25 protein-coding genes are annotated in these 22480 nt (G+C 57.9%); 11 read left to right on the forward strand and 14 right to left on the reverse strand.

Features of this window, described 5'->3' with window-relative positions; genetic code table 11:
• Positions 1-48 precede the first annotated feature (48 nt).
• From IC37_RS19750 to grxD, 3 genes are all read left to right on the forward strand, one after another.
• On the forward strand, positions 49-339 hold the full coding sequence (locus IC37_RS19750; protein ID WP_030128202.1) for a hypothetical protein: 291 nt from the start codon (positions 49-51) through the stop codon (positions 337-339).
• Positions 340-474: 135 nt separating this feature from the next.
• Positions 475-2583, forward strand: a complete 2109-nt coding sequence (locus tag IC37_RS19755) for a molybdopterin oxidoreductase family protein (RefSeq protein WP_030128201.1) — start codon at positions 475-477, stop codon at positions 2581-2583.
• A gap of 97 nt (positions 2584-2680) precedes the next feature.
• Positions 2681-3022, forward strand: coding sequence for a Grx4 family monothiol glutaredoxin (gene grxD / locus IC37_RS19760; protein ID WP_007898513.1), 342 nt, complete (start codon positions 2681-2683; stop codon positions 3020-3022).
• Positions 3023-3219: 197 nt separating this feature from the next.
• Here the strand turns inward: grxD and bfr are convergent, their stop codons facing one another.
• Positions 3220-3693 (reverse strand): bacterioferritin, encoded by a 474-nt coding sequence (gene bfr, locus IC37_RS19765; RefSeq protein ID WP_030128200.1) that lies wholly within the window; start codon positions 3691-3693, stop codon positions 3220-3222.
• Positions 3694-3891: 198 nt separating this feature from the next.
• On the reverse strand, positions 3892-4110 hold the full coding sequence (locus IC37_RS19770; protein ID WP_030128199.1) for a bacterioferritin-associated ferredoxin: 219 nt from the start codon (positions 4108-4110) through the stop codon (positions 3892-3894).
• A 316-nt stretch (positions 4111-4426) separates the two neighbouring features.
• Between IC37_RS19770 and IC37_RS19775 the strand changes: the two genes are divergently transcribed.
• Positions 4427-5029, forward strand: a complete 603-nt coding sequence (locus tag IC37_RS19775; protein ID WP_030128198.1) for a peroxiredoxin — start codon at positions 4427-4429, stop codon at positions 5027-5029.
• Positions 5030-5148: 119 nt separating this feature from the next.
• Here the strand turns inward: IC37_RS19775 and rnt are convergent, their stop codons facing one another.
• Positions 5149-5826 (reverse strand): ribonuclease T, encoded by a 678-nt coding sequence (rnt, locus tag IC37_RS19780; RefSeq protein WP_007898509.1) that lies wholly within the window; start codon positions 5824-5826, stop codon positions 5149-5151.
• Complete coding sequence (gene pyrC / locus IC37_RS19785; RefSeq protein ID WP_030128197.1) at positions 5823-6869, reverse strand: dihydroorotase; 1047 nt, start codon at positions 6867-6869, stop codon at positions 5823-5825. Before pyrC ends, rnt begins: the two co-directional genes overlap by 4 nt.
• A 157-nt stretch (positions 6870-7026) precedes the next feature.
• On the opposite strand from pyrC, the gene IC37_RS19790 reads away from it, so the two are divergent.
• Together IC37_RS19790 and IC37_RS19795 are read left to right on the forward strand one after the other, a co-directional pair.
• Positions 7027-7935, forward strand: a complete 909-nt coding sequence (locus IC37_RS19790) for an OmpA family protein (protein ID WP_030128196.1) — start codon at positions 7027-7029, stop codon at positions 7933-7935.
• A 129-nt stretch (positions 7936-8064) separates the two neighbouring features.
• Complete coding sequence (locus IC37_RS19795) at positions 8065-9282, forward strand: argininosuccinate synthase (protein WP_017738284.1); 1218 nt, start codon at positions 8065-8067, stop codon at positions 9280-9282.
• A 175-nt stretch (positions 9283-9457) separates the two neighbouring features.
• On the opposite strand, the gene IC37_RS19800 is transcribed toward IC37_RS19795, so the two are convergent.
• Complete coding sequence (locus tag IC37_RS19800; protein WP_030128195.1) at positions 9458-10039, reverse strand: hypothetical protein; 582 nt, start codon at positions 10037-10039, stop codon at positions 9458-9460.
• A 561-nt stretch (positions 10040-10600) separates the two neighbouring features.
• On the opposite strand from IC37_RS19800, the gene IC37_RS19805 reads away from it, so the two are divergent.
• Complete coding sequence (locus IC37_RS19805) at positions 10601-11227, forward strand: response regulator transcription factor (protein WP_008069501.1); 627 nt, start codon at positions 10601-10603, stop codon at positions 11225-11227.
• Positions 11228-11318: 91 nt separating this feature from the next.
• Here the strand turns inward: IC37_RS19805 and IC37_RS19810 are convergent, their stop codons facing one another.
• The 8 genes from IC37_RS19810 to metG form a co-directional block, all read right to left on the reverse strand.
• The gene (locus IC37_RS19810) at positions 11319-11498 is read right to left on the reverse strand and encodes a PA3496 family putative envelope integrity protein (protein ID WP_030128194.1); all 180 of its coding nucleotides are present in this window, start codon (positions 11496-11498) and stop codon (positions 11319-11321) included.
• A 107-nt stretch (positions 11499-11605) separates the two neighbouring features.
• Complete coding sequence (gene nth, locus IC37_RS19815) at positions 11606-12244, reverse strand: endonuclease III (protein WP_007938911.1); 639 nt, start codon at positions 12242-12244, stop codon at positions 11606-11608.
• 25 nt (positions 12245-12269) lie between these two features.
• Positions 12270-12860: an Rnf-Nqr domain containing protein gene (locus IC37_RS19820; protein ID WP_030128193.1), complete on the reverse strand. Its 591-nt coding sequence runs from the start codon at positions 12858-12860 to the stop codon at positions 12270-12272.
• Positions 12853-13464 carry an RnfABCDGE type electron transport complex subunit G gene (locus IC37_RS19825; RefSeq protein WP_030128192.1) on the reverse strand — a complete coding sequence of 204 codons (612 nt, stop codon included), beginning with the start codon at positions 13462-13464 and terminating at the stop codon, positions 12853-12855. Before IC37_RS19825 ends, IC37_RS19820 begins: the two co-directional genes overlap by 8 nt.
• Positions 13461-14453 carry an RnfABCDGE type electron transport complex subunit D gene (locus IC37_RS19830; RefSeq protein ID WP_030128191.1) on the reverse strand — a complete coding sequence of 331 codons (993 nt, stop codon included), beginning with the start codon at positions 14451-14453 and terminating at the stop codon, positions 13461-13463. Before IC37_RS19830 ends, IC37_RS19825 begins: the two co-directional genes overlap by 4 nt.
• Positions 14440-15447: an electron transport complex subunit RsxB gene (gene rsxB / locus IC37_RS19835; RefSeq protein ID WP_030128190.1), complete on the reverse strand. Its 1008-nt coding sequence runs from the start codon at positions 15445-15447 to the stop codon at positions 14440-14442. Before rsxB ends, IC37_RS19830 begins: the two co-directional genes overlap by 14 nt.
• Positions 15444-16013, reverse strand: coding sequence for an Rnf-Nqr domain containing protein (locus tag IC37_RS19840; protein ID WP_030128189.1), 570 nt, complete (start codon positions 16011-16013; stop codon positions 15444-15446). The genes rsxB and IC37_RS19840 overlap by 4 nt, the downstream gene beginning before the upstream one ends.
• Positions 16014-16142: 129 nt before the next feature.
• Positions 16143-18194, reverse strand: coding sequence for a methionine--tRNA ligase (gene metG, locus IC37_RS19845; protein WP_030128188.1), 2052 nt, complete (start codon positions 18192-18194; stop codon positions 16143-16145).
• 367 nt (positions 18195-18561) lie between these two features.
• Between metG and apbC the strand changes: the two genes are divergently transcribed.
• A complete protein-coding gene (apbC, locus tag IC37_RS19850) occupies positions 18562-19656 on the forward strand; it encodes an iron-sulfur cluster carrier protein ApbC (protein WP_030128187.1) in 1095 nt (364 codons plus the stop codon).
• Positions 19657-19725: 69 nt separating this feature from the next.
• Here the strand turns inward: apbC and IC37_RS19855 are convergent, their stop codons facing one another.
• Positions 19726-20484, reverse strand: coding sequence for an SDR family oxidoreductase (locus IC37_RS19855; protein ID WP_030128186.1), 759 nt, complete (start codon positions 20482-20484; stop codon positions 19726-19728).
• Positions 20485-20650: 166 nt separating this feature from the next.
• Here IC37_RS19855 and IC37_RS19860 point away from each other — a divergent pair, with 166 nt between their 5' ends.
• From IC37_RS19860 to IC37_RS19870, 3 genes are all read left to right on the forward strand, one after another.
• Positions 20651-21382, forward strand: a complete 732-nt coding sequence (locus IC37_RS19860; RefSeq protein ID WP_030128185.1) for a HugZ family protein — start codon at positions 20651-20653, stop codon at positions 21380-21382.
• A 66-nt stretch (positions 21383-21448) separates the two neighbouring features.
• Entirely contained in the window at positions 21449-21925 is a 477-nt protein-coding gene (locus IC37_RS19865; RefSeq protein WP_030128184.1) for an FxsA family protein, read from the forward strand.
• 247 nt (positions 21926-22172) lie between these two features.
• Positions 22173-22466: a co-chaperone GroES gene (locus tag IC37_RS19870; protein ID WP_030128183.1), complete on the forward strand. Its 294-nt coding sequence runs from the start codon at positions 22173-22175 to the stop codon at positions 22464-22466.
• Positions 22467-22480: the final 14 nt, after the last annotated feature.

The following is a 22480-nucleotide window of genomic DNA, read 5'->3' on the forward strand; positions in this document are numbered from 1 at the left end:
GAAATATTTGCTATAACTAGGACACGAGCGACGCGGGAAGCCCTTGGAATGGAATCGAAAGAACAGCTGTTGATGGAGCTACTCGGCTTTACGGCACGCTCCCTGACCCACCTCACTGCTTCCATGACCTCGATGTCTTTCGAGTTGTTGCGCAGTGAAGACGAAATCACGAAGGAGGCTGGCCGGCGCATGATCAACCGCATGGCCACCATCAGCGCCGAGCTCGACGAGCATTGGCGGCTGATCGGCGAGCTCACCGGCGTACATATTGCCCACGAGCAGATCGAAACCGTCGAGGAAATCCAGCTGGAGGCGCCGCCGAGTCTGCCGTCGAACTGATCCCCCAGCGGCTATCGGCTGGCCTGATGGTTATCGATTCACAAGACGAACGTCGCTGGCAAAGGGGCGAGTCACGCGCCATAGTTTTGTTCCCGCGGCCGATAACGCCCGCCCAGAACAAAACAGAGACTGGCCATGACCAAGACTCTCCATCACCGTGCGTGCCACCTGTGTGAAGCCATCTGCGGCCTGACCATCGAAACCACCGAGGTCGAGGGCAGCGGCGTACAGATCACCTCGATCAAGGGTGACCCTCAGGACACCTTCAGCCGCGGGCATATCTGTCCCAAAGCGGTTGCCCTGCAAGACATTCAGAACGATCCGGATCGCCTGCGTCAGCCGATGCTGCGAGTGGGCAGTGAATGGCAGCCTATCGAGTGGGAAGATGCTTTCAGTCTTGTGGCCGAACGCCTGGCGGAGATTCAGGAACGTCATGGGCAGAACGCGGTGGCGGTTTATCAGGGCAACCCCAGCGTGCATAACTACGGGTTGATGACCCACAGCAATTACTTCCTTGGCCTGTTGAAAACCCGTAACCGGTTTTCCGCGACCTCGGTCGATCAGTTGCCCCACCACCTGACCAGTCATTTGATGTACGGCCATGGCTTGCTGCTGCCGATCCCGGACATCGATCACACCGATTTCATGCTGATCCTGGGTGGCAATCCACTGGCCTCCAACGGCAGCATCATGACCGTGCCGGATGTAGAGAAGCGCCTCAAGGCGATTCAGGCCCGGGGTGGCAAAGTGGTTGTGGTCGATCCGCGTCGCAGCGAAACGGCGGCGATTGCCGATCAGCATCTGTTCGTGCGCCCCGGTGGCGATGCGGCGCTGTTGTTCGGGCTGCTCAATACCTTGTTCGCTGAAAGCCTGACCCGCGACAGCCATTTGCCGGTCGATGGTCTGGAGGAGGTGCGTGAGGTGATCGCAGGTTTCACCGCCGAGGCCATGAGCCCGCTGTGCGCAGTGCCCGCCGAGCAGATCCGCCAACTGGCACGGGACTTCGCGGCAGCGCCGACAGCGGTCTGTTACGGCCGCATGGGCGTTTCGACTCAGGCTTTCGGCACCCTGTGCCATTGGCTGGTGCAACTGATCAATCTGGTCACCGGCAACCTCGACCGAATGGGCGGTGCGTTGTGCACCGAGCCTGCGGTGGATCTGGTGGCGTCGACCTCGGGCGGGCATTTCAACCGGTGGCAGAGCCGGGTGTCCGGGCGTCCGGAATACGCGGGAGAACTGCCGGTATCGACGCTGGCCGAAGAGATGCTCACCGAAGGGGAAGGGCAGGTTCGCGCGCTGATCACCGTGGCGGGTAATCCGGTGCTGTCCACGCCCAATGGCCGACAACTCGAGCGGGCACTGGATGGATTGGAATTCATGGTCAGCGTCGATCTGTACATCAATGAAACCACGCGTTATGCCGACCTGATCCTGCCGTCGACTTCGGCGCTGGAAAACGATCATTACGACACCACATTCAATATGTTCGCAGTGCGTAACGTCAGCCGCTTCAACCGGGCGATCCTCGCCAAGCCCGAGGGCGCGTTGCATGACTGGGAAATCTTCGTGGGGCTGGCCAAAGCCTTTGCGACCAAGACCGGCAAGGAACTGAAACCGACCATCGCGCCGGCACAGATGATCGACCGAGGGCTGCGGATGGGCCTGTATGGCGACGCTTCGGAGCATAAACTGTCACTGGCGACCTTGTTCGATCATCCTCACGGTATCGATCTGGGCGCGCTTAAACCCAACCTGGCACCACGTTTGAAAACGGCCAATCAGCGAGTCCAGGCAGCGCCTGTCGAGATCCTCGCCGACCTGGCGCGCTTCGCGGCACTGCAAGCACCGGCCGCCGATGAGCTGCTGATGATCGGCCGCCGTCATGTGCGTAGTAACAACTCATGGATGCACAACTATCACCGTCTGGTGAAGGGCAAACCGCGCCATCAACTGCTGATGCACCCGGACGATTTGGCCAGCCGGGGGCTCAGTGATGGGCAGCGGGTGCGCGTTAGTTCGCGGGTCGGCGTGATCGAGGTTGAAGTGGTCGCCAGCCTGGATATGATGAAAGGTGTGGTCAGCCTGCCTCACGGTTGGGGTCATGCGCGACCGGGTGTGCAGATGACGATTGCCAGCGGTCAACCCGGCTCCAGCGCCAATGACCTGACTGACGAATGTCAGCTCGATGAGTTGTCGGGCAATGCGGCGTTGAATGGCGTACCGGTGACCGTGGCGGCGGCGTGAACATGACTGTCGGGGAGGCCGAGCATGGCGCTCGGGTTTCCGTTACAATGCGCCACCGTGCCGACCACTGAGTCGGAAAGTTCAGCCGAGGTGCTCCATGGATATCATCGAAACGATTAAAGAGCAGATTGCCAACAACACCATTCTGCTTTACATGAAAGGCTCGCCGAATGCCCCACAGTGTGGGTTCTCCGCGAAAGCCGCTCAGGCTGTGATGGCCTGTGGTGAAAAGTTTGCCTATGTGGACATCCTGCAGAACCCGGAAATCCGCGCCAACCTGCCAAAGTACGCCAACTGGCCAACCTTCCCGCAACTGTGGGTCGGTGGTGAGCTGGTCGGCGGTAGCGACATCATGACTGAAATGGCTGCTGACGGTTCGTTGCAGGCGACGATCAAAGCCGCTGTTGAAGCTGCTGCTGCCAACAAGACCGACGCCTGATTCGCTGTGTGTGGGAGCGGGCTTGCTCGCGAAGGCGGTACAACATTCAACAGATAAGTTGACTGACCTACCGCTTTCGCGAGCAAGCCCGCTCCCACATTTGTTCCAAAGTGAGCCTGAAATTCGGTTATTAAAAAGCCCCGCCTCTTGAAAGAGAGCGGGGCTTTTTTATTGCATCGCGATTAGCGGCGTAGAATTTACTCTTCGCCCATCTGCGACTGCAGATAGTTCTCAAGACCGACTTTATCGATCAGGCCCAGTTGGGTTTCCAGCCAGTCGATATGTTCTTCTTCGGATTCAAGAATGTCTTCGAGCAGTTCGCGGCTACCGAAGTCGCCGACGCTTTCGCAGTGAGCGATAGCGACTTTCAGGTCGGCATGGCCATCGCGTTCGATCTTCAGGTCGCACTCAAGCATTTCCTTGGTGTGTTCGCCGATGTGCAGCTTGCCCAGGTCCTGGACGTTCGGCAGGCCTTCAAGGAACAGAATGCGCTTGATCAGCTTGTCAGCGTGCTTCATCTCGTCGATCGATTCGTGGTACTCGTGCTTGCCGAGCTTGTTCAGGCCCCAATCTTCGTACATGCGTGCATGCAAAAAGTATTGATTGATCGCGACCAGCTCATTGGCAAGGATCTTGTTGAGATGCTGGATGACTGTAACGTCGCCTTTCATGATGGGGTCCTGCCCTGAGTAGCTGTCTATAAGGCAGAGTTTGAGCCGGGTAATTAAGGGTGTCAAACCTAAGTTATTGAAACTTATATGAAAATTAATCGGAATAAGAATGTTTGTGTTCCGCGTCTAGCGCCTAAGCGATTGATTTTCAGACATAAAAAAACCGGACATCAAGTCCGGTTCTTTTAAATACGGTAGTTATGCGGCCGTGAATTCTACGGGGTAGGGGATTGCCGCCTGGGTCGTTTGCAGTTTGCCCAGGGTCTCGCGCACCACTTCCTTGGCCAGGCAGGCGCATTTACCGCATTGGCTGGCAACGCCGGTGGCGTGACGGACTTCCTTATAGCTGCAGCAACCTTCATAGATTGCATCGCGGATTTGACCGTCGGTGACGCCAGTGCAGAGGCAGACATACATAAGTGAGAACCGTCGCTGGTTGTGACTCAATTGCGATGGATCTTAATGTTAACGAGAATGATTGTCAAAGTGGTTTCTGAAAGCTTTTCGTCATAAGGGGCTGTGACTGACGAACGGCCTCTTCTCATACCTTCCATAAGGAAAATATAGCAGCGGCCTTTTTACCAGCCAGCAAAAAACCGTTAAGGACAGGCCAAAAACGCGGTGTATGATGGTCGGCCTTTTGCGAAGGGGATCGTGCCACAGGGCTGTCGCCTGAGGGTGGCAGGCTGATACGAACCCTGTACTTCACCGTTATTACACCAGGAGATATCCAATGAGCGTACTCGTAGGCAAACAAGCCCCTGACTTCACCGTACCGGCCGTACTCGGCAATGGCGAAATCGTAGACAGCTTCACCCTGTCCTCGGCCATCAAAGGCAAATACGGCCTGGTGTTCTTCTACCCACTGGACTTCACCTTCGTTTGCCCGTCCGAGCTGATTGCTCTGGACAACCGCATGTCTGACTTCAAGACACGCAACGTGGAAGTGGTAGCCGTTTCGATCGACTCGCACTTCACCCACAACGCCTGGCGCAACACCCCGGTCAACAATGGTGGCATCGGCGAAGTTCGCTACACCATGGCGGCCGACCTGAAGCACGAAATCGCCAAGGCCTACGACGTTGAGTCCGAAGGCGGCGTGGCTTTCCGTGGTGCGTTCCTGATCGACGACAAAGGCGTTGTCCGCTCGCAGATCATCAACGACCTGCCGCTGGGCCGTAACATCGAAGAGCTGATCCGTCTGGTCGACGCTCTGCAATTCCACGAAGAGCACGGCGAAGTTTGCCCTGCCAACTGGAAAAAAGGCGACAAAGGCATGACCGCTTCCACCGAAGGTGTTGCGGCTTACCTGACCGAGAACGCTGCTGCGCTGTAAGGCACGTTCCAGGCATAAAAAAACCGGCTGATGAGGCCGGTTTTTTTATGGGCGGGATAAACCCATGCTGTTCACTTGTGGTGAGAGAGCAAGCCCCCTCGCCACAGGTCAGTGGCGGATCAGTCGTTGTAGTCTTCCCAGCCGCCCATTTGTTTCCAGCGATTGACGATGCCGCAGAACAGGTCAGCCGTCTTCTCGGTGTCGTAACGGGCCGAGTGGGCCTCGCGACCGTCGAAGTCGATATCCGCTGCCTGGCAGGCCTTGGCCAATACGGTTTGACCGTAGGCCAGACCGGCGAGGGTCGCCGTATCGAAACTGGAGAAGGGGTGAAACGGGTTGCGTTTCATGTCCAGGCGCGCGACAGCGGCGTTGAGGAAGCCCAGGTCGAAGCTGCTGTTGTGCCCGACCAGAATCGCCCGTTTGCAACCGTTGGCCTTCAGGGCCTTGCGCACACCGCGGAAGATATCGGTCAGAGCCGCTTCTTCACTCACGGCCATGCGCAATGGGTGATCGAGCTTGATCCCGGTGAACTCCAGGGCTGCCGCTTCGATGTTCGCGCCTTCGAACGGTTCGACCCGGAAGAAATAGGTGTGCTCAGGGTACACGAAGCCTTTTTCATCCATGCCGATCACGGTGGCGGCGATTTCCAGCAGGGCATCGGTGGCCGAGTTGAAGCCACCGGTTTCTACGTCGACAACGACCGGCAGGTAACCACGGAACCTGGCTGCCATTGGATGGCGGGAACCGCCTCCGCCGCCATTACCGTCCTGTTCGTCGTCGAAATGGTCTTCACTCACGCGTGTTCCTCCAGCAGGCGCCAGCGCAGTTTTTCACCGGCGCGCAGCGGGATTACGGTCAGCTCGCCAAACGGCAGGCTGGTTGGGGCGGTCCACTCATCGCGGACCAGGGTGATGCGATCGGTGTTCGCCGGCAGGCCGTAGAAACGCGGGCCATTGAGGCTGGCGAAAGCTTCGAGCTTGTCCAGCGCGTTGCGCTGTTCGAAGGCTTCGGCATACATCTCGATCGCGGCATAAGCGGTGTAGCAACCGGCACAGCCGCAAGCCGCTTCTTTGGCGTGCTGGGCATGGGGCGCGGAGTCGGTGCCGAGGAAGAACTTGTCGCTGCCACTGGTGGCGGCGTCTAGCAGGGCTTCCTGGTGGGTATTGCGCTTGAGGATCGGCAGGCAATAGAAGTGCGGCCGAATCCCGCCCACCAGCATGTGGTTGCGGTTGTACAGCAGGTGGTGTGCGGTGATGGTTGCGCCGACGTTGGCCGAAGCCGCGTTGACGAACTGCACGGCGTCGGCGGTGGTGATGTGTTCGAACACCACTTTGAGGGTCGGGAAACGCTCGACCACACGACGCAAGTGCTCATCGATGAAGATTTTTTCGCGATCGAAAACGTCGACATCGCCACGGGTGACTTCACCGTGAACCAACAAGGGCATCCCGACTTCGGCCATGGCCTCGAGTGCAGGGAAAATCTTGTCGATGCTGGTGACGCCAGAGTCCGAGTTGGTGGTCGCGCCGGCGGGGTACAGCTTGGCGGCGTGAACGAAACCGCTGGCCTTGGCTTCACGAATTTCTTCGGGCTGGGTGCGGTCGGTCAGGTACAGAACCATCAGCGGTTCGAAACGGCTGCCGGCCGGACGGGCGGCAAGAATCCGCTGGCGATAGCCATTGGCTTCAGCAGCGTTGCGCACCGGCGGTACCAGGTTGGGCATGATAATGGCGCGACCAAAGGTGCGCGCGACATCCGCGACGGTATTGGTCAACACAGCACCATCGCGAAGATGAATATGCCAGTCGTCGGGACGCAGCAGGGTCAGGCGGTCGGACATGAGGGGATTCCAGGCGGGTCAAACTCAGGGGAATGCTACCGGAAAAGACTCTCCCAGGCACTCGCTATCAAGTTTTGCGGCAAGCTTCCGATATCCAACAGGTACGCCGTAAATATGTGTGTCGGTCTTTTTGTTGCAAAAGCCAGTGGAGCCTCCCGTGCGCCAGCGTTATTTAGCCTTGCTCAGTGTGTTTGCCAGCCTTCCTGCGATGGCGCTCACTTTCCAGACTCGTCTGGAGAGCATTGAGTGGACGGTCGAAGGTGACAAGTTCGAATGCCGCCTGACTCAACCGATCACTGATTTCGGCTCGGGGGAGTTTGTGCGTCGCGCAGGGGAGCAGGCGACATTTCGCTTGAAGGCCTACAACTCGATGATCGGTGGCGGTTCCGCAACCTTGCTGGCGGCCGCTGCGCCATGGCAACCGGGACGTGGCGACATCAACCTGGGCTCGGTGCGAATCGGCAGTGGCAACGTGCTGTTAAACAGCTCGCAAGTTCAGGCCGGGCGCCTGATCAACGGTTTGATGGACGGTCGCAGCCCGGTGGTTCGACACTCTTCGGGTGACGGTCGGGTATCTGAAGTCCGTCTGCTGCCGGTCAAATTCAGCAAGGCCTACAGTGACTATCAGGGTTGCGTGGCCAAGTTGCTGCCGCAGAATTTCGAGCAAGTGAAGCAATCCGAAATTGGCTTTCCGGGGGAGGGCATCGATCTCGATACTCAAGCCAAGGCCCATTTGCAGGTGATGCTGGAGTTCATGAAAGCCGATCCGACGGTCAACCACATTGAGCTCGACGGCCATTCCGACAACAGCGGCAACCGCCTGACCAACCGTGAACTGTCACGACGCAGGGCGCTGGCCGTGATGGACTTCTTCAAGGCCAATGGTATCCAGGAATCGCAGATCACCCTGCGTTTTCACGGTGAGCGCTATCCTTTGGCGCCGAACAACAACGCCTCCAATCGGGCGAAGAACCGTCGGGTTGCCGTACGCCTTGAACGGGTAGCGCCGACTGAAAAACCGGCGTCTCAAGCCACCGCTTCCGCAGGCAGCGCGCCGAACTCCTGAACCTGCTGAAATCGTCGCTCACTCGACATAATCTGTCGCTTCGTCGTCATAAGCTGTCGCGCCTCTGTAAATTATTCTGCATGAGCGGTAGACTTGACGGCTTTCCGTAGAACCCCGTGGAGTGATGGCATGGCGGACGTAAACAAGGTCGTTCTGGCGTATTCCGGCGGCCTGGACACTTCGGTGATCCTCAAGTGGCTGCAGGATACTTATAACTGTGAAGTAGTGACCTTCACCGCTGACCTGGGTCAGGGCGAAGAGGTCGAACCGGCCCGCGCCAAGGCACAGGCCATGGGCGTAAAAGAAATCTACATCGACGATCTGCGCGAAGAATTCGTGCGCGATTTCGTGTTCCCGATGTTCCGCGCCAACACCGTTTACGAAGGCGAGTACCTGTTGGGTACTTCCATCGCTCGTCCGTTGATCGCCAAGCGCTTGATCGAAATCGCCAACGAAACCGGCGCTGACGCCATTTCCCACGGCGCGACCGGTAAGGGCAACGACCAGGTTCGTTTCGAACTGGGCGCCTACGCCTTGAAACCAGGCGTGAAAGTGATCGCTCCGTGGCGCGAATGGGATCTGCTGTCCCGCGAGAAGCTGATGGATTATGCCGAGAAGCACGCAATTCCGATCGAGCGTCACGGCAAGAAAAAATCCCCGTACTCGATGGACGCCAACTTGCTGCACATCTCCTATGAAGGCGGCGTGCTGGAAGACACCTGGACCGAGCACGAAGAAGACATGTGGAAATGGACCGTCTCCCCGGAGAACGCTCCTGACAAACCGCAGTACCTGGAGCTGACCTACCGCAACGGCGACATCGTCGCACTGGACGGCGTCGAAATGACTCCGGCCACCGTGCTGGCGACCTTGAACCGTATCGGTGGCGAACACGGTATCGGCCGTCTCGACATCGTCGAAAACCGCTACGTGGGCATGAAGTCCCGTGGCTGCTACGAAACTCCAGGCGGCACCATCATGCTGCGCGCTCACCGTGCGATCGAATCGATCACCCTGGACCGCGAAGTGGCTCACCTCAAAGACGAGCTGATGCCTAAATACGCCAGCTTGATCTACACCGGTTACTGGTGGAGCCCTGAGCGTCTGATGCTGCAACAGATGATTGACGCTTCCCAGGCTCATGTGAACGGCGTAGTGCGCCTGAAGCTGTACAAGGGCAATGTGATCGTCACTGGCCGCAAGTCCGACGAGTCGTTGTTCGACGCCAACATCGCGACCTTCGAAGAAGATGGCGGCGCCTACAACCAGGCCGATGCGGCGGGCTTCATCAAGCTCAACGCCTTGCGCATGCGTATCGCGGCGAACAAAGGCCGGAAGCTTTTCTGAGACCTTTGAGTCGGTAATGGATTTGTGGCCTTGTTGATGACAAGGCCACAAAATCTGAAAGGGGGCTGCTGCATATTGCGTTTCGCTTTCTTCTTGTTTCTGCTAACCGTTCCTTCTGCTTCCTGTCCTTGAGTTTGCTTCAAGGGCTGTCTTCTGATGTGCGACAGTTCAATACCTAGCCCATAATCGTCACGCCCTGTGAACTCAAGTTGTAAGAAATACAGAATGTTGCGCTGTTCTGTTTCTTTATTTGTTTCCAATGTTTGAGTGTGTTGTCCTTCAGTAATTTATCCGAGTCGGCACACGTGAGAAATACGATCACTTGTGCAGGGTTTTCCGGAGGGTGCTGAATACTCTCCATCAGGACGCTGAGCGCCATTTTTTTGCGTACCCACCGTGCATCAACGATGTGCAGATCCTTTACGGAAGCAGGCAGGTGCACATGGTGTGGGGCCGAGCTTTCAGGCGTTACCTTGGGTGGGCTGTTTCCCGAGTGATCAGCGTTGTCCATGACTTTTATGAAATGTTTTCCCTTCTCGAAATCGGAGGGCGCGTAAAGCGACCGATAGTTGAAGTTGAGTGTGATGAAGAAAAGGAAAAGTAAATAAAAGGGGAAGCTGATCAGGAACCAAACATAAAGCTCTCTTTCCTCATCATCGAGAAAGGGGAGGGATACAGCGGCCGAAGTTTCAGATAATGCTGCAAAAATTGCGATGATTGTCATGGGGTTGGTGATTCTTTTTCTGAGTTTTATCATGTTTTATGCTCATGAAGTATTGTACTTTCTCGATTGGTTTGCGGGAGGGTAATAACTGATTCGTTGAGTTTTTTCTATTGTGGTTAACTGTTTTTTTTTTTGCTCTGGTAGTGAAGATTACTATAGTCGCTGTGTTGTTGTCGGGTCGGGTATGGCTGCTTGTTTATTTTAGATTTATAAGAAGTGTATTGCTGGTGAAGTATTACGGTATGTGAGCTTTTCTTGGTTGTTTGAGTCAGGTTGCGGAGAGTGCTGGTAAATGCCCGTTACTTTTAAGGGTAGCTCAATAGTCGATGTATGTTGAATTATCGGCGTCAAACCTTGGTTTTGTGTTTTTTTGTTGTAAGGCGATACAGAAAAAATGTCGGAGCGCTGAACAATGTTGGACCAGTAACATCTCTGGCTCTTCGTGTGGCAATGATTTTTTGTAGGAATAATCCGTGTTGTTTGTAGGCTATGTCTCTCGCTGCGAGTGGCCGGGGGTGACGGCATGCCATGGGTGAAACGACTAGGCTATGGTGCGGGCTCTAAAAATTCGAACAGCGAAAATTGGACTTGCCCATGAATAAAGTGCTGATCGTGGATGATCACCCCGTCATTCGTCTTGCGGTACGTATGCTAATGGAACGTCATGGCTACGAAGTCATTGCAGAAACAGATAATGGTGTGGACGCATTACAACTTGCCCGTGACCTGATGCCGGATATTGTCATTCTGGATATTGGAATACCGAAACTGGATGGGTTGGAAGTCATCGCGCGCCTGACATCAACGGCGATGCCTCTAAAAGTACTGATATTGACTTCCCAGGCGCCAGGGCACTTTTCCATGCGCTGCATGCAATCGGGTGCCGCCGGATATGTCTGCAAACAACAGGATCTCACCGAGTTGCTCAGTGCAATAAAAGCCGTACTGTCAGGTTACAGCTACTTTCCAAATCAGGCTCTGCATACCGTGCGTTCCAGTCTTGGGAACGCCAGTGAAGCTGATATGGTGGATCGTTTGTCCGGGCGAGAGATGATGGTCCTGCAACAGTTGGCCCGAGGAAAGACAAACAAGGAGATCGCCGATGGAATGTTCCTCAGCAATAAAACCGTTAGTACTTACAAGACTCGTCTTCTATTAAAGCTCAATGCTCGCTCACTGGTCGACCTGATCGAATTGGCCCAACGTAATGGCCTGGTATGACGCTGCCAGCGTTTGACGAGGCGCGATGAACGGGCGTTTATCAGGGGTCGGCACTTAGTAAAAAGCCTCCGTTTCGGGAGGCTTTTAAGCGTCACAAGTCAAAATCGTAATCGGCCAATTGCTTCTGCAGTCGGCGCTCCTCCAGCATATTGTCGATGGTGCGACGTTTGCTCAGGTTGGTCTTCGCCACTTCCACTACCGGCTCAGCGTCATCGGCCTCAACGGGAGTGAAGTCGTCTTCTACGTCCAATTGCTCTTTGCCAGTACTCATAAGGTTAACTCCAGGCTAAGGCTGCCTTTGGCGCTCCTTATATCGACAATTTCCCGGCGGGTAAAAAAGATTTTTTCAATCGATCAATCAAAAAAACTAATAGCGCCTCAATCGTCCGAGGTCTTTTGCTTGTATTCGCACAAGTCCTCGATCCTGCAACTGCCACACCGCGGCTTGCGGGCCAGGCACACGTAGCGCCCATGGAGAATAAGCCAGTGATGAGCGTCGAGCAGATATTCCTTCGGCACGAATTTCATCAGTTTCTGCTCCACCTCGACCACATTCTTGCCCGGAGCAATGCCGGTACGGTTGCTGACCCGGAAAATGTGGGTGTCCACGGCCATGGTCAACTGACGAAACGCGGTATTGAGCACCACGTTGGCGGTCTTGCGACCGACGCCGGGCAATGCCTCCAACGCTTCGCGGGTCTGCGGCACTTCACCGCCATGGCGCTCCACCAGCAAGCGACAGGTTTCGATCACGTTTTTCGCTTTACTGTTGAACAGGCCGATGGTCTTGATGTACTCCGACAGCCCTTCGACGCCCAAGGCATGGATCGCCGCTGGCGTGTTGGCCACCGGGAACAGTTTGGCGGTGGCCTTGTTCACGCCGACATCGGTCGACTGCGCCGAGAGAATCACGGCGATCAGCAATTCGAACGGTGAGGAGTAGGCCAGTTCGGTCTTTGGTTCAGGGTTGTCTTCGTGAAACCTGCGGAATATCTCAAGACGTTTTGCGGCATTCATGGGCGATGCGTTTCCTCGAAGGCGGTCAATGTGAGGCTGCCGGGCGGCGGGTCCAGGCCTGATGTGCGGCGATCAGCAGTCCCAGCAGAATAAACCCGCCAGGGGCCAGCGTGGCAAGGTGCAGGCCACCGTCGGCGATCAGCGTCCAGCCTTGCCAGTCCGGTTGCGTGGCACCGGCCATCCAGGACAGATGGCTACCAAGTGTCCCGTTGCCGATGAACTCGCGCAGCAGGCCCAGGCCCACCATCAAGGCGCCGAACAGGCCACACAGACGCAATCGATCACGCCATGCGCTTTGGAAAAAACCGTTGTGTTCCAGCACGACGCATTGCAAGGCGATCAATCCTGCGTAGAAACCCAGATGCTGGTGCCATTGGAGCGACCAGGCTTGCGTGGCGAGTTCTGCGCAACTGGTCAGCGTGGCGGCCAGCAAGAGGCTGGCAAGCAAATGTGTTGCCGGAATCAGTCGCGAGCGCAAGACGCTCATGCTCACACCGTAAGCGCTGAGCACCAGGGCGAACATCAGCCACAGACCCAGGGCCGTTACCAATGAATCAGTGACGCCGATCAACGGCGTAAGCATCAGCGAGTTCTGCAGTGTTGATGACTTATTCATGGGCGCTGCTCCCGATCAGCGGTTGCCGGTGTTCATCGAAGTAGCGCAGCGCGTCATGGGTGGCATTGATCACCGCTCTTGAAGTGATGGTCGCGCCTGCGATCTGATCGAATTGCCCTTGGTCTTTTTTCAGGGCCCAGCCATTGTCATCGGGGTCGGTCAGGGACTTGCCGGTAAACACCTGAAGCCAGGCATTGGGCCAGTCGGCGAGCTTGCCGCCCAGCCCCGGGGTTTCCGATTGCTTTAGCGTTTTGACCCCCACTAACTTGCCTTGGGGGTCGATGGCGATCAGCAATTCGATGGAGCCGGCGTAGCCCAGAGTCTGGCTGCGCAGCAACACGGTGCTCGGTTGGCCGGCCTTGGACGCCAGGTAGCCACCCAGCAGTGTGCTATTGGCCAGGCGAGTGCTTTCGAGACTGAGGGGGTGTTCCAGTGGCTGATTGTCGTAGCTGCCGGGCGGTAGCAGATCCAGTAACTGACGGCTGTCGATCAGGCGTTGTTCGGCAGCAATGCGCGCGGCGCTGGTGTGCTGCACGAGGTAAGTCGCGCCCATCCCCAGGCTTGCCAGCACTACCAGGATTACAACGCTCGTCGCTCGGTTCATGGGGCAACCTGCTCCTGTCTGATGGCGGCAAACCGCTCCAGCGCCGGTACACAGAGGTTCATCAGTAAAACCGCAAAGGCCACGCCGTCCGGATACCCGCCCCACGTCCGAATCAGGTAAGTCAGTAACCCCACGCCTGCACCGAACAGTAATCGGGCAGTCGGGTTTTTCGCGCCGGATATCGGTTCCGTCACGATGAAGAAAGCACCGAGCATGCTCGCGCCGGTGAGCAGATGAAACAGTGGCGAGCCATGAGAGTCGGAGCCCGTCCCGTTCCAACACAACAGGCTGATGATGAACAGGCTGGCGAGCATGCCGACCGGTGCATGCCAACTGAATACCCGCCGCTGCAGCAGAAACGCACCGCCTGCCAGAAACGCCAGGTTGACCCATTCCACGCCTCGGCCGCCAAAACGGCCGAATGCCGGATTGCCGGCGAACAGTTCTTCCATGGTCAGGCTTTTGTTGATTCGCAGACTGTCCAGCGCCGTGGCCTGAGCCCACGCATCGGGGATCTGACCGAAGCTGAAGCCGAACACCTGTTGCAACCCACCGAACAAATCCATGCCATGGGACGCTGGCCAGTGGGTCATTTGCTGGGGAAACATCACCAGGACCAGCGCGAAACCGAGCATCGCCGGATTGAACGGATTCTTGCCGACGCCGCCATACAAGTGCTTGCCGAAAAACAGTCCGAACGCCGCAGCACTGACCGTCAGCCACCACGGGCAATAAGGCGGCAAGGCCAGCGCCAACAGCGTCGCACTGACCAGCGCACTGCCATCGCTCAGTGTCGGTTTTACCGGTTGCTTACGCAGCTGCAATACCGCCGCCTCAACGGCCAGCGCGGTGGCAGCCGCCAGAATCAGGTTGATCAACACGCCCCAGCCGTACAGCCAGAACAACATCAGCATCCCCGGCACGGTGGCCAGCAATACCAGCTTCATGGCTTGCTGAAGGCGTTCGTCCACCGATTCAAGGGGTGACATGGGCATCCACCTGACGCTCGGCTTCGCTGAGCGCATGTTGCAACGCTTCGATCTGTTCGGCCGGCGCCTCGCTTGTTTGGGCTTTCTTGAGTTCGGCGCGGCGCATGGCCAGCTGGATCTTCGCCCGTTTCAGTTCGGCATCTTTTGCCGGGGCAGGTGGTGCAGAGACCGGCGGTGCGCTGCTCTCCAGTTGTGCCAGCGCCTGTTCGGCGGCTTCGAACTGCTGTTGCAGCACGATCAGTTGCGATTGCTGTTCGAAGGTTGGCGGATGCCCGAAAGCCTTGAGCGATTTGTTCAGCTGCGCCCGACTCATCGCCAGATCGACCTTGGCCTTTTTCAGTGCCGCATCGGCATTGGCGGCCTTCTGTGCGCGGACGCGCTCGAGTGCAGCCTGAACCGGGTCGAGCGTCACTTCGCTGTGCTGCACGGCGCGTTGGGCACGGGCCTGGCGTTCGGCGAGTTTCTGTTGCTCTTCGCGATGCAAACGGGCATTGCGCTGTTCGAAACGGCGTCGCGCGTGATTGCGCTTGGCGGCCCGGGCCTGTTGTTCCTCCAGGCTGAACGCCAGCCCGCCGACAATCGGCAGCACCGTGGCCAGCGGTAACGGATGCATCTCGATGCAATCCACCGGGCAGGGCGCCACGCAGAGGTCGCAACCGGTGCATTCGTCGATGATGACCGTGTGCATGAATTTCGCCGCGCCGACAATGGCGTCGACCGGGCAGGCCTGAATGCACTTGGTGCAGCCGATGCATTCGGCTTCGCGGATGTAAGCGATCTGCGCTGGTGCCGAACCGCGACTGACGTCCAGTTCCAGCACCGGCACTTTCAGCAGGTCGGCCAGGGCCGCGATGGTTTCGCTGCCGCCTGGTGGGCACTTGTTGATCGGTTCGCCGCTGGCAATGCCTTCGGCGTAGGGTTTGCATCCGGGGTGGCCACACTTGCCGCATTGGGTCTGCGGCAAGAGGGCATCGATGCGTTGAATCAGACTCATGTTTTGATCAGCCCGCTGAATCCGAGAAAAACTACCGCGATCAATCCGGCGCCGATCAACTCGATCGGCAGGCCACGAAAGGGTAGGGGGATATCGTTATCGAGTGTGCGCTGGCGCAAGTCGCTGAACAGACTCAGTACCAGCCAGAAACCCAGCCCGGCGCCAAGGCTCAGGGCTATGGCGTGGAAAATTCCCTTGTCGTTCTGAGCGTTGAGCAACGTCAGCCCAAGCACGCCGGCATTCCCCAGCAGCAGGGGCCAGAGGCCGTCGAATGAAAGCTTCGCCAGTAATCGTGAAAGCAGCTTCAGCAGCGGGCCGATCAGCAGAACGCTCAGCGGCAGGAATACGAACAGACGCAGCGACGTCAGCCCCAACGGCACCAGTAGCCAGTGGTAGAGCGCATAGCCGAGCGTGCCGACGATCAGCATCAGGCACGTCGTCGCGATGCCCAGAGCGTGGACCTGTGGCCGCTCGCTGCCCAGCACCGGATCGACGCCCAGCGGCCAATGCAACACGAGATTGTTGATCAGGGCAGCGCTGATAAGCGTAAGAAGCAGTTCGGTCATGATCGTGCCGGCAAAAGGAGGCCTGTCTTACAAGGTTAGGCATTATCCGGCAAGGAAGGAGGGTGGGCCAGACATGAAAATCCCACAGTCGCGCCGGGCACGACTGTGGGATCGGTTTACCGCAGAACCTTACTTGATGCGCTGACCCGGCTTGGCGCCGCTGTCGGGGCTCAGCAGGTAGATTTCTTCACCGCCAGGGCCGGCCGCCATCACCATACCTTCGGAGATCCCGAATTTCATTTTGCGGGGCTTGAGGTTGGCAATCATCATGGTCAGGCGACCATTGAGCTTGGACGGGTCCGGGTAAGCGCTCTTGATCCCGGAGAACACGTTGCGTTGCTCGTCACCGATGTCCAGGGTCAGGCGCAGCAGCTTGTCGGCACCTTCCACGGCTTCGGCCTTGACGATCAGCGCAACGCGCAGGTCTACGGCGGCAAAGGCGTCGAACTCGATCTCTGGCGACAACGGATCCTTGGTCAGTTCACCGTTGCCCACGGGTGCCGCTTCGCCGGTGTCAGTTGCGCTGGCGGTCAGGTCTTCTTTCGAGGCGTCGGTCATGGCTTGCACTTTTACCGGGTCGATGCGGGTCATCAACGGTTTGAACTCGTTCAGCTGATGGTTGCTGAGCAAGGTGGCGTGGTCGTTCCAGGTCAGCGGTGCGACGTTCAGGAACGCCTCGGCATCGGCGGCCAGCAGCGGCAGTACCGGTTTGAGGAAAATCACCAGCTGGCGGAACAGGTTGATGCCCAGGGCGCAAATGGCCTGGACTTCATCCTGCTTGCCTTCCTGTTTGTTCAGCGACCACGGCGCCTTGTCGGCAATCCAGGCGTTGGCGCGGTCGGCCAGGCCCATGATTTCGCGCATGGCACGTGCGAAGTCGCGAGCTTCATAGGCTTCGGCAATGCTTGGGGCCGCGGCCAGGAAGGCGTCGGTCAGTTCCGGCGCGGCGTTGCCGGCTACCAGTACACCGGCGTTGCCTTTATGGATGAAACCGGCGCAACGGCTGGCGATGTTGACGACTTTGCCGACCAGGTCGGAGTTGACCTTCTGCACGAAGTCTTCGAGGTTCAGGTCCAGGTCGTCGACGCCACGGCTCAGCTTGGCGGCGTAGTAGTAACGCAGGTATTCCGGCGACAGGTGATCCAGGTAAGTCCGCGCCTTGACGAACGTGCCGCGGGACTTGGACATCTTCTGGCCGTTGACGGTCAGGTAGCCGTGGACGTTGATGCCGGTCGGCTTACGGAAACCGGAGCCTTCAAGCATGGCTGGCCAGAACAGGGCGTGGAAGTTGACGATGTCCTTGCCGATGAAATGGTACAGCTCGGCGGTGGAATCCTTGCCCCAGAACGCGTCGAAGTCCAGTTCCGGACGGCGGGCGCAGAGGTTCTTGAAGCTGGCCATGTAGCCGATCGGCGCGTCCAGCCACACGTAGAAATACTTGCCCGGCTCGTCGGGAATCTCGAAGCCGAAGTACGGCGCATCGCGGGAAATGTCCCACTGTTGCAGGCCGGCATCCAGCCATTCGGCGATCTTGTTGGCCACGGCTTCTTGCAAGGTGCCGCTGCGGGTCCAGGTTTGCAGCATTTCCTGGAAGTCCGGCAGTTTGAAGAAGAAGTGCTGGGAATCCTTGAGCACCGGGGTGGCGCCGGAAATCGCCGACTTCGGATCCTTCAGGTCGGTCGGCGCGTAGGTCGCACCGCATTTTTCGCAGTTGTCGCCGTACTGGTCTTCGGTGCCGCATTTCGGGCAGGTGCCCTTGATGAAGCGGTCGGCCAGGAACATTTTCTTTTCCGGGTCGAAGTACTGAGTGATCGAGCGCTGGGCGATGTGCCCGGCGTCGCGCAGCTTCAGGTAGATCTGGCTCGACAGCTCACGGTTTTCTTCGGCGTGAGTGGAGTGGAAGTTGTCGAAGTCCACCAGGAACTCGGCAAAGTCGGCGCTGTGTTCAGCCTGGACATTGGCGATCAGTTGTTCCGGGGTGATGCCTTCCTTTTCCGCGCGCAGCATGATGGCCGAACCGTGGGCGTCGTCGGCGCAGACATAAATGCATTGATTACCGCGATGCTTCTGGAAGCGCACCCACATATCGGTCTGGATGTATTCCAGCATATGGCCGAGGTGGATCGAACCATTGGCATAGGGCAGGGCGCTGGTGACGAGGATCTTGCGTGGCTCGGACATGGGGCTCGGCTACTTGATGAAACGGAGGTCGGCCACTATAAAGCGCCGGCGCATATTTTTCACCCTTCGGGCCTGTTTCCGGATGCATCGCCCCTGAAAAAGGTGGTGATGAGTTTGCCGGGTGCAAAAGGGCTTTGGTGGCGAGGGAGCTTGCTCCCGCTGGGTGGCAAAGCCACCCCAACCCCTGCAACCCGGTTCCGACAGAAGGATTGCGTCAACATGATTACGACTGCTGCGCAGCCGAGCAGGAGCGAGCTCCCTCGCCACAGGGATGTGTGTGCCTCAAATCATCGTGGGGCATGCCGTCTATGATGTAGAACGGTTAGGATACCCGCCTGATTTTCCAGTCTTGCTATCGGAGTTGCCCATGAGCGCCGTCAATCGCGCAGCGGTGGAAGCCGTCCTTCGCCAATACACCGACCCTTATCTGAACCAGGACCCAGTCAGCGCCGGGTTTGTGCGCAGTATCGATATTCAGGGTGATCGCGTCAGCGTCCAGCTGGAGCTGGGGTATGCCGCCGGTCTGTTCAAGAGCGGCTGGGCGCAGTTGCTGCAACTGGCCATCGAAGGCCTGGACGGCGTCGTCACTGCGCGTGTCGAGATCACCAGCGTGATCGCCGCGCACAAGGCCCAGGCACAGATTCCGGGGCTGGCCAACGTCAAGAACGTCGTGGCCGTGGCGTCCGGCAAGGGTGGCGTGGGCAAGTCCACCACGGCTGCCAACCTGGCCCTGGCGCTGGCCCGTGAAGGCGCTAAAGTCGGGATCCTCGACGCGGATATCTACGGCCCGAGTCAGGGCATCATGTTCGGTATCCCTGAAGGCACCCGACCACAGGTCAAGGATCAGAAGTGGTTCATTCCGATTGAATCCCATGGCGTCGAAGTGATGTCCATGGCCTTCCTGACCGACGACAACACACCGATGGTCTGGCGCGGTCCGATGGTGTCCGGCGCCCTGTTGCAACTGGTCACGCAAACAGCCTGGGGCGACCTGGATTACCTGGTCATCGACATGCCGCCAGGCACCGGCGATATCCAGTTGACCCTGGCGCAGAAAGTCCCGGTGGCCGGTGCGGTAATCGTGACCACCCCACAGGATCTGGCATTGCTGGACGCGCGCAAGGGCGTGGAGATGTTCCGCAAGGTCAACATCCCGGTGCTGGGCGTGGTGGAAAACATGGCCGTGCACATCTGCTCCAACTGCGGACATGCCGAGCATCTGTTCGGTGAGGGCGGCGGTGTGAAGCTGGCCAATCAGTACGGTGTCGAACTGCTGGCTTCGTTGCCCCTGTCGATGCTGATTCGCGAACAGGCCGATGGTGGCAAGCCAACGGTGATCGCCGAGCCTGACAGTCAGATTGCGATGGTTTACCAGGAACTGGCCCGCCATGTCGGCGCGCGGATTGTGTTGCAGGAAGCGGCAACGCCGGCGATGCCGAACATCACCGTCAGCGACGATTGATTCGCTGAAGAAATGCGATCCAATGTGGGAGCGGCGGTGCGACGATTCCACATTGGGTTTACGCCAACCTTAAATCCGCAACCCGCCATCCAATTCCAGAATCCGACCGGTGTAGTAGTCGTTCTCGAAAATGTAGGCCGCCGACTGGGCGATCTCTTCGGGTTTGCCCATGCGCTTGAGTGGAATCCCCGACGTCATTTTCTCCAGGGCTTCGGGCTTCATGCTCAGGGTCATCTCGGTCTCGATGAAGCCCGGCGCAATGCCCGCCACGCGAATGCCGTAACGTGCCAGCTCCTTGGCCCAGGTCACGGTCGCCGCAGCGACACCGGCCTTGGCGGCTGAGTAGTTGGTCTGGCCAACGTTGCCGGCACGCGAAATCGACGAGATATTGATGATCGCGCCGCTGTTATTCAGCTCGACCATTTTTGCCGCGACTTCACGGGTGCACAGGAACACACCGGTCAGATTGACGTCGATGACTGCCTGCCATTGGGCCAGGCTCATCTTGGTCATTTCGCCGTCCTTGACCTTCAACAGCAGGCCGTCGCGCAGAATGCCGGCGTTGTTGATCAGACCATGGATCGCGCCGAAGTCGTCGGCCACCTGGGTGACCATGTGGGTCACTTGCTCTTCATCGGCGACGTTGCACAGGTAGGCACGGGCCTCGACACCCTTGGCTTTGCAAGCCGCGACGGCGGCGTCGAGTTTTTCCTGATTCAGGTCCACTAGCGCGAGCTTCGCGCCTTTGCCTGCGAGATACTCGGCCATGGAACGACCTAAACCCTGGCAACCGCCGGTGATAATGATTACTTTGTCAGTGAGTTGCATTCGCATAGCCCCATAGCAGATCGCAGTGGTTTCTCCTTCTAGAGGGCCTCTCGATCTGAGCCTGATATGGCTTGGCTGCACATGAGAACTGCCCCTGTGGCGTGCTGGAACTTTAATCCAGGTGCCTGTCCGTTTTTTTGACGGAATCAATATAAGGAGTCATAAATTGAGCGTTGTAGTGGCTAAGCATGCACGAGAATTGCTTCTCAAGGAATACCGTGGAGTGCTCTCGACGCACTCCAAAGCGATGCCCGGTTTCCCGTTTGGCTCCGTGGTTCCCTACTGCCTGGACGAGCAGGGCCGGCCGCTGATCCTTATCAGCCGCATCGCTCAACACACTCACAACCTGCAGAAAGATCCGAAATGTTCGCTGCTGGTGGGTGAACGTGAAGCCGAAGACGTACAAGCCGTTGGTCGCCTGACTTACCTCGCGGCGGCAGAAAAGCTTCAAGACCCCGCTGCCATCGAAGCGGCCGCCGAGCGTTACTACCGCTATTTCCCCGATTCGCAGAACTATCACAAGGCCCATGATTTCGATTTCTGGGTGCTCAACGAGGTACGCCACCGCTATATCGGTGGCTTCGGCGCGATCCACTGGATCGATCAGTTGACCCTCGCCAATCCGTTCGTCGGCAAGGCCGAAGTGAGCATGGTCGAGCACATGAATGCCGATCACGCCAAAGCCATCGCCCACTACGTCGAGCTGGCGGGGCTGCCGAAAACTGCACCGGCGCAATTGGCCGGCATCGACACCGAAGGCATGCACTTGCGCATTGGTCAAGGGCTCTACTGGCTGCCGTTTCAAACGCCCTGTAATACGCCGACACAAGTCCGGGAAGCCTTGGTTTTCCTGGCTCATGCCGAGCATTGGCCGAAAAATGAAGTGGCCGACGCTTGAATTCACGAAACGGCGACGTCATCTAGGGAAGACTGGCAAGGCATTCTTGCGTTGAGGAACCATTTGATGCGCCCTTTTTTGTTGCTCTTTGTACTGTTCCCGGTGTTGGAGCTGTTCGTATTCGTCAAGGTCAGTGGGGCGATCGGGTTTTTCCCGGCCTTGCTGCTGATCATTCTCGGCTCGATGCTCGGCGTGTTCGTGCTGCGTATCGCCGGTCTGGCTACTGCGCTGCGCGCCCGTGAAAGTCTGAACCGCGGCGAGCTGCCGGCTCATACCATGCTCGAAGGCCTGATGCTGGCCCTGGCTGGCGGTCTGTTGATCCTCCCGGGCTTCGTCACCGACGTGCTGGGTCTGATCATGTTGCTGCCCATCTCTCGTCGACTGCTGGCCAACAAAATGCGTCTGCGCGCCGAGGAACAAGCGATGCGTCAGCGTGCATTCGCCGATGACCTTCAGCCGCGGGGCGGTCCCGCTCCGCAGCAGCCACTGGGCCGTGAGCCCAATGTGATCGAAGGCGAGTTTGAACACCGCGATTCCAAGTAACACTTCCATCGACACGGCACCTTCGGGTGCCGTGTTCGTTTTCAGGGCATCAACGTAAAAAATTTTCGCCCTGCGCCCTTGAAATAAGCTTGTACGCCCTTATGTAACGGTCACCGCAAGGTTTCTGGCAATTGCGCCAGACAGACTTCCGCGGTTCGCTCGACGAACCGCACCCGGCTCCGCCGGATTTGTTAAACCCGCCGGGATTACACCGGCCGATGAAAACCACAATTAGGAGAGATCGACAATGAAGCTTCGTCCTCTGCATGACCGCGTCGTCGTCCGTCGCAGCGAAGAAGAAAAGAAAACCGCTGGCGGTATCGTCCTGCCAGGTTCGGCTGCTGAAAAGCCAAACCAGGGTGAAGTCCTCGCCGTAGGCCCAGGCAAAGCACTGGACAGCGGTGAAGTGCGTGCGCTGGCCGTGAAAGTGGGTGACAAGGTTGTGTTCGGCCCTTACTCCGGCAGCAACACTGTGAAAGTTGACGGCGAAGACCTGCTGGTAATTGGCGAGAGCGAAATCCTCGCCGTTATCGAAGGCTGATTCCCCGCTCATTT

Origin of the sequence: Pseudomonas sp. QTF5, from assembly GCF_000512695.2 — a bacterium.
In the GTDB taxonomy this organism is placed as follows: domain Bacteria; phylum Pseudomonadota; class Gammaproteobacteria; order Pseudomonadales; family Pseudomonadaceae; genus Aquipseudomonas.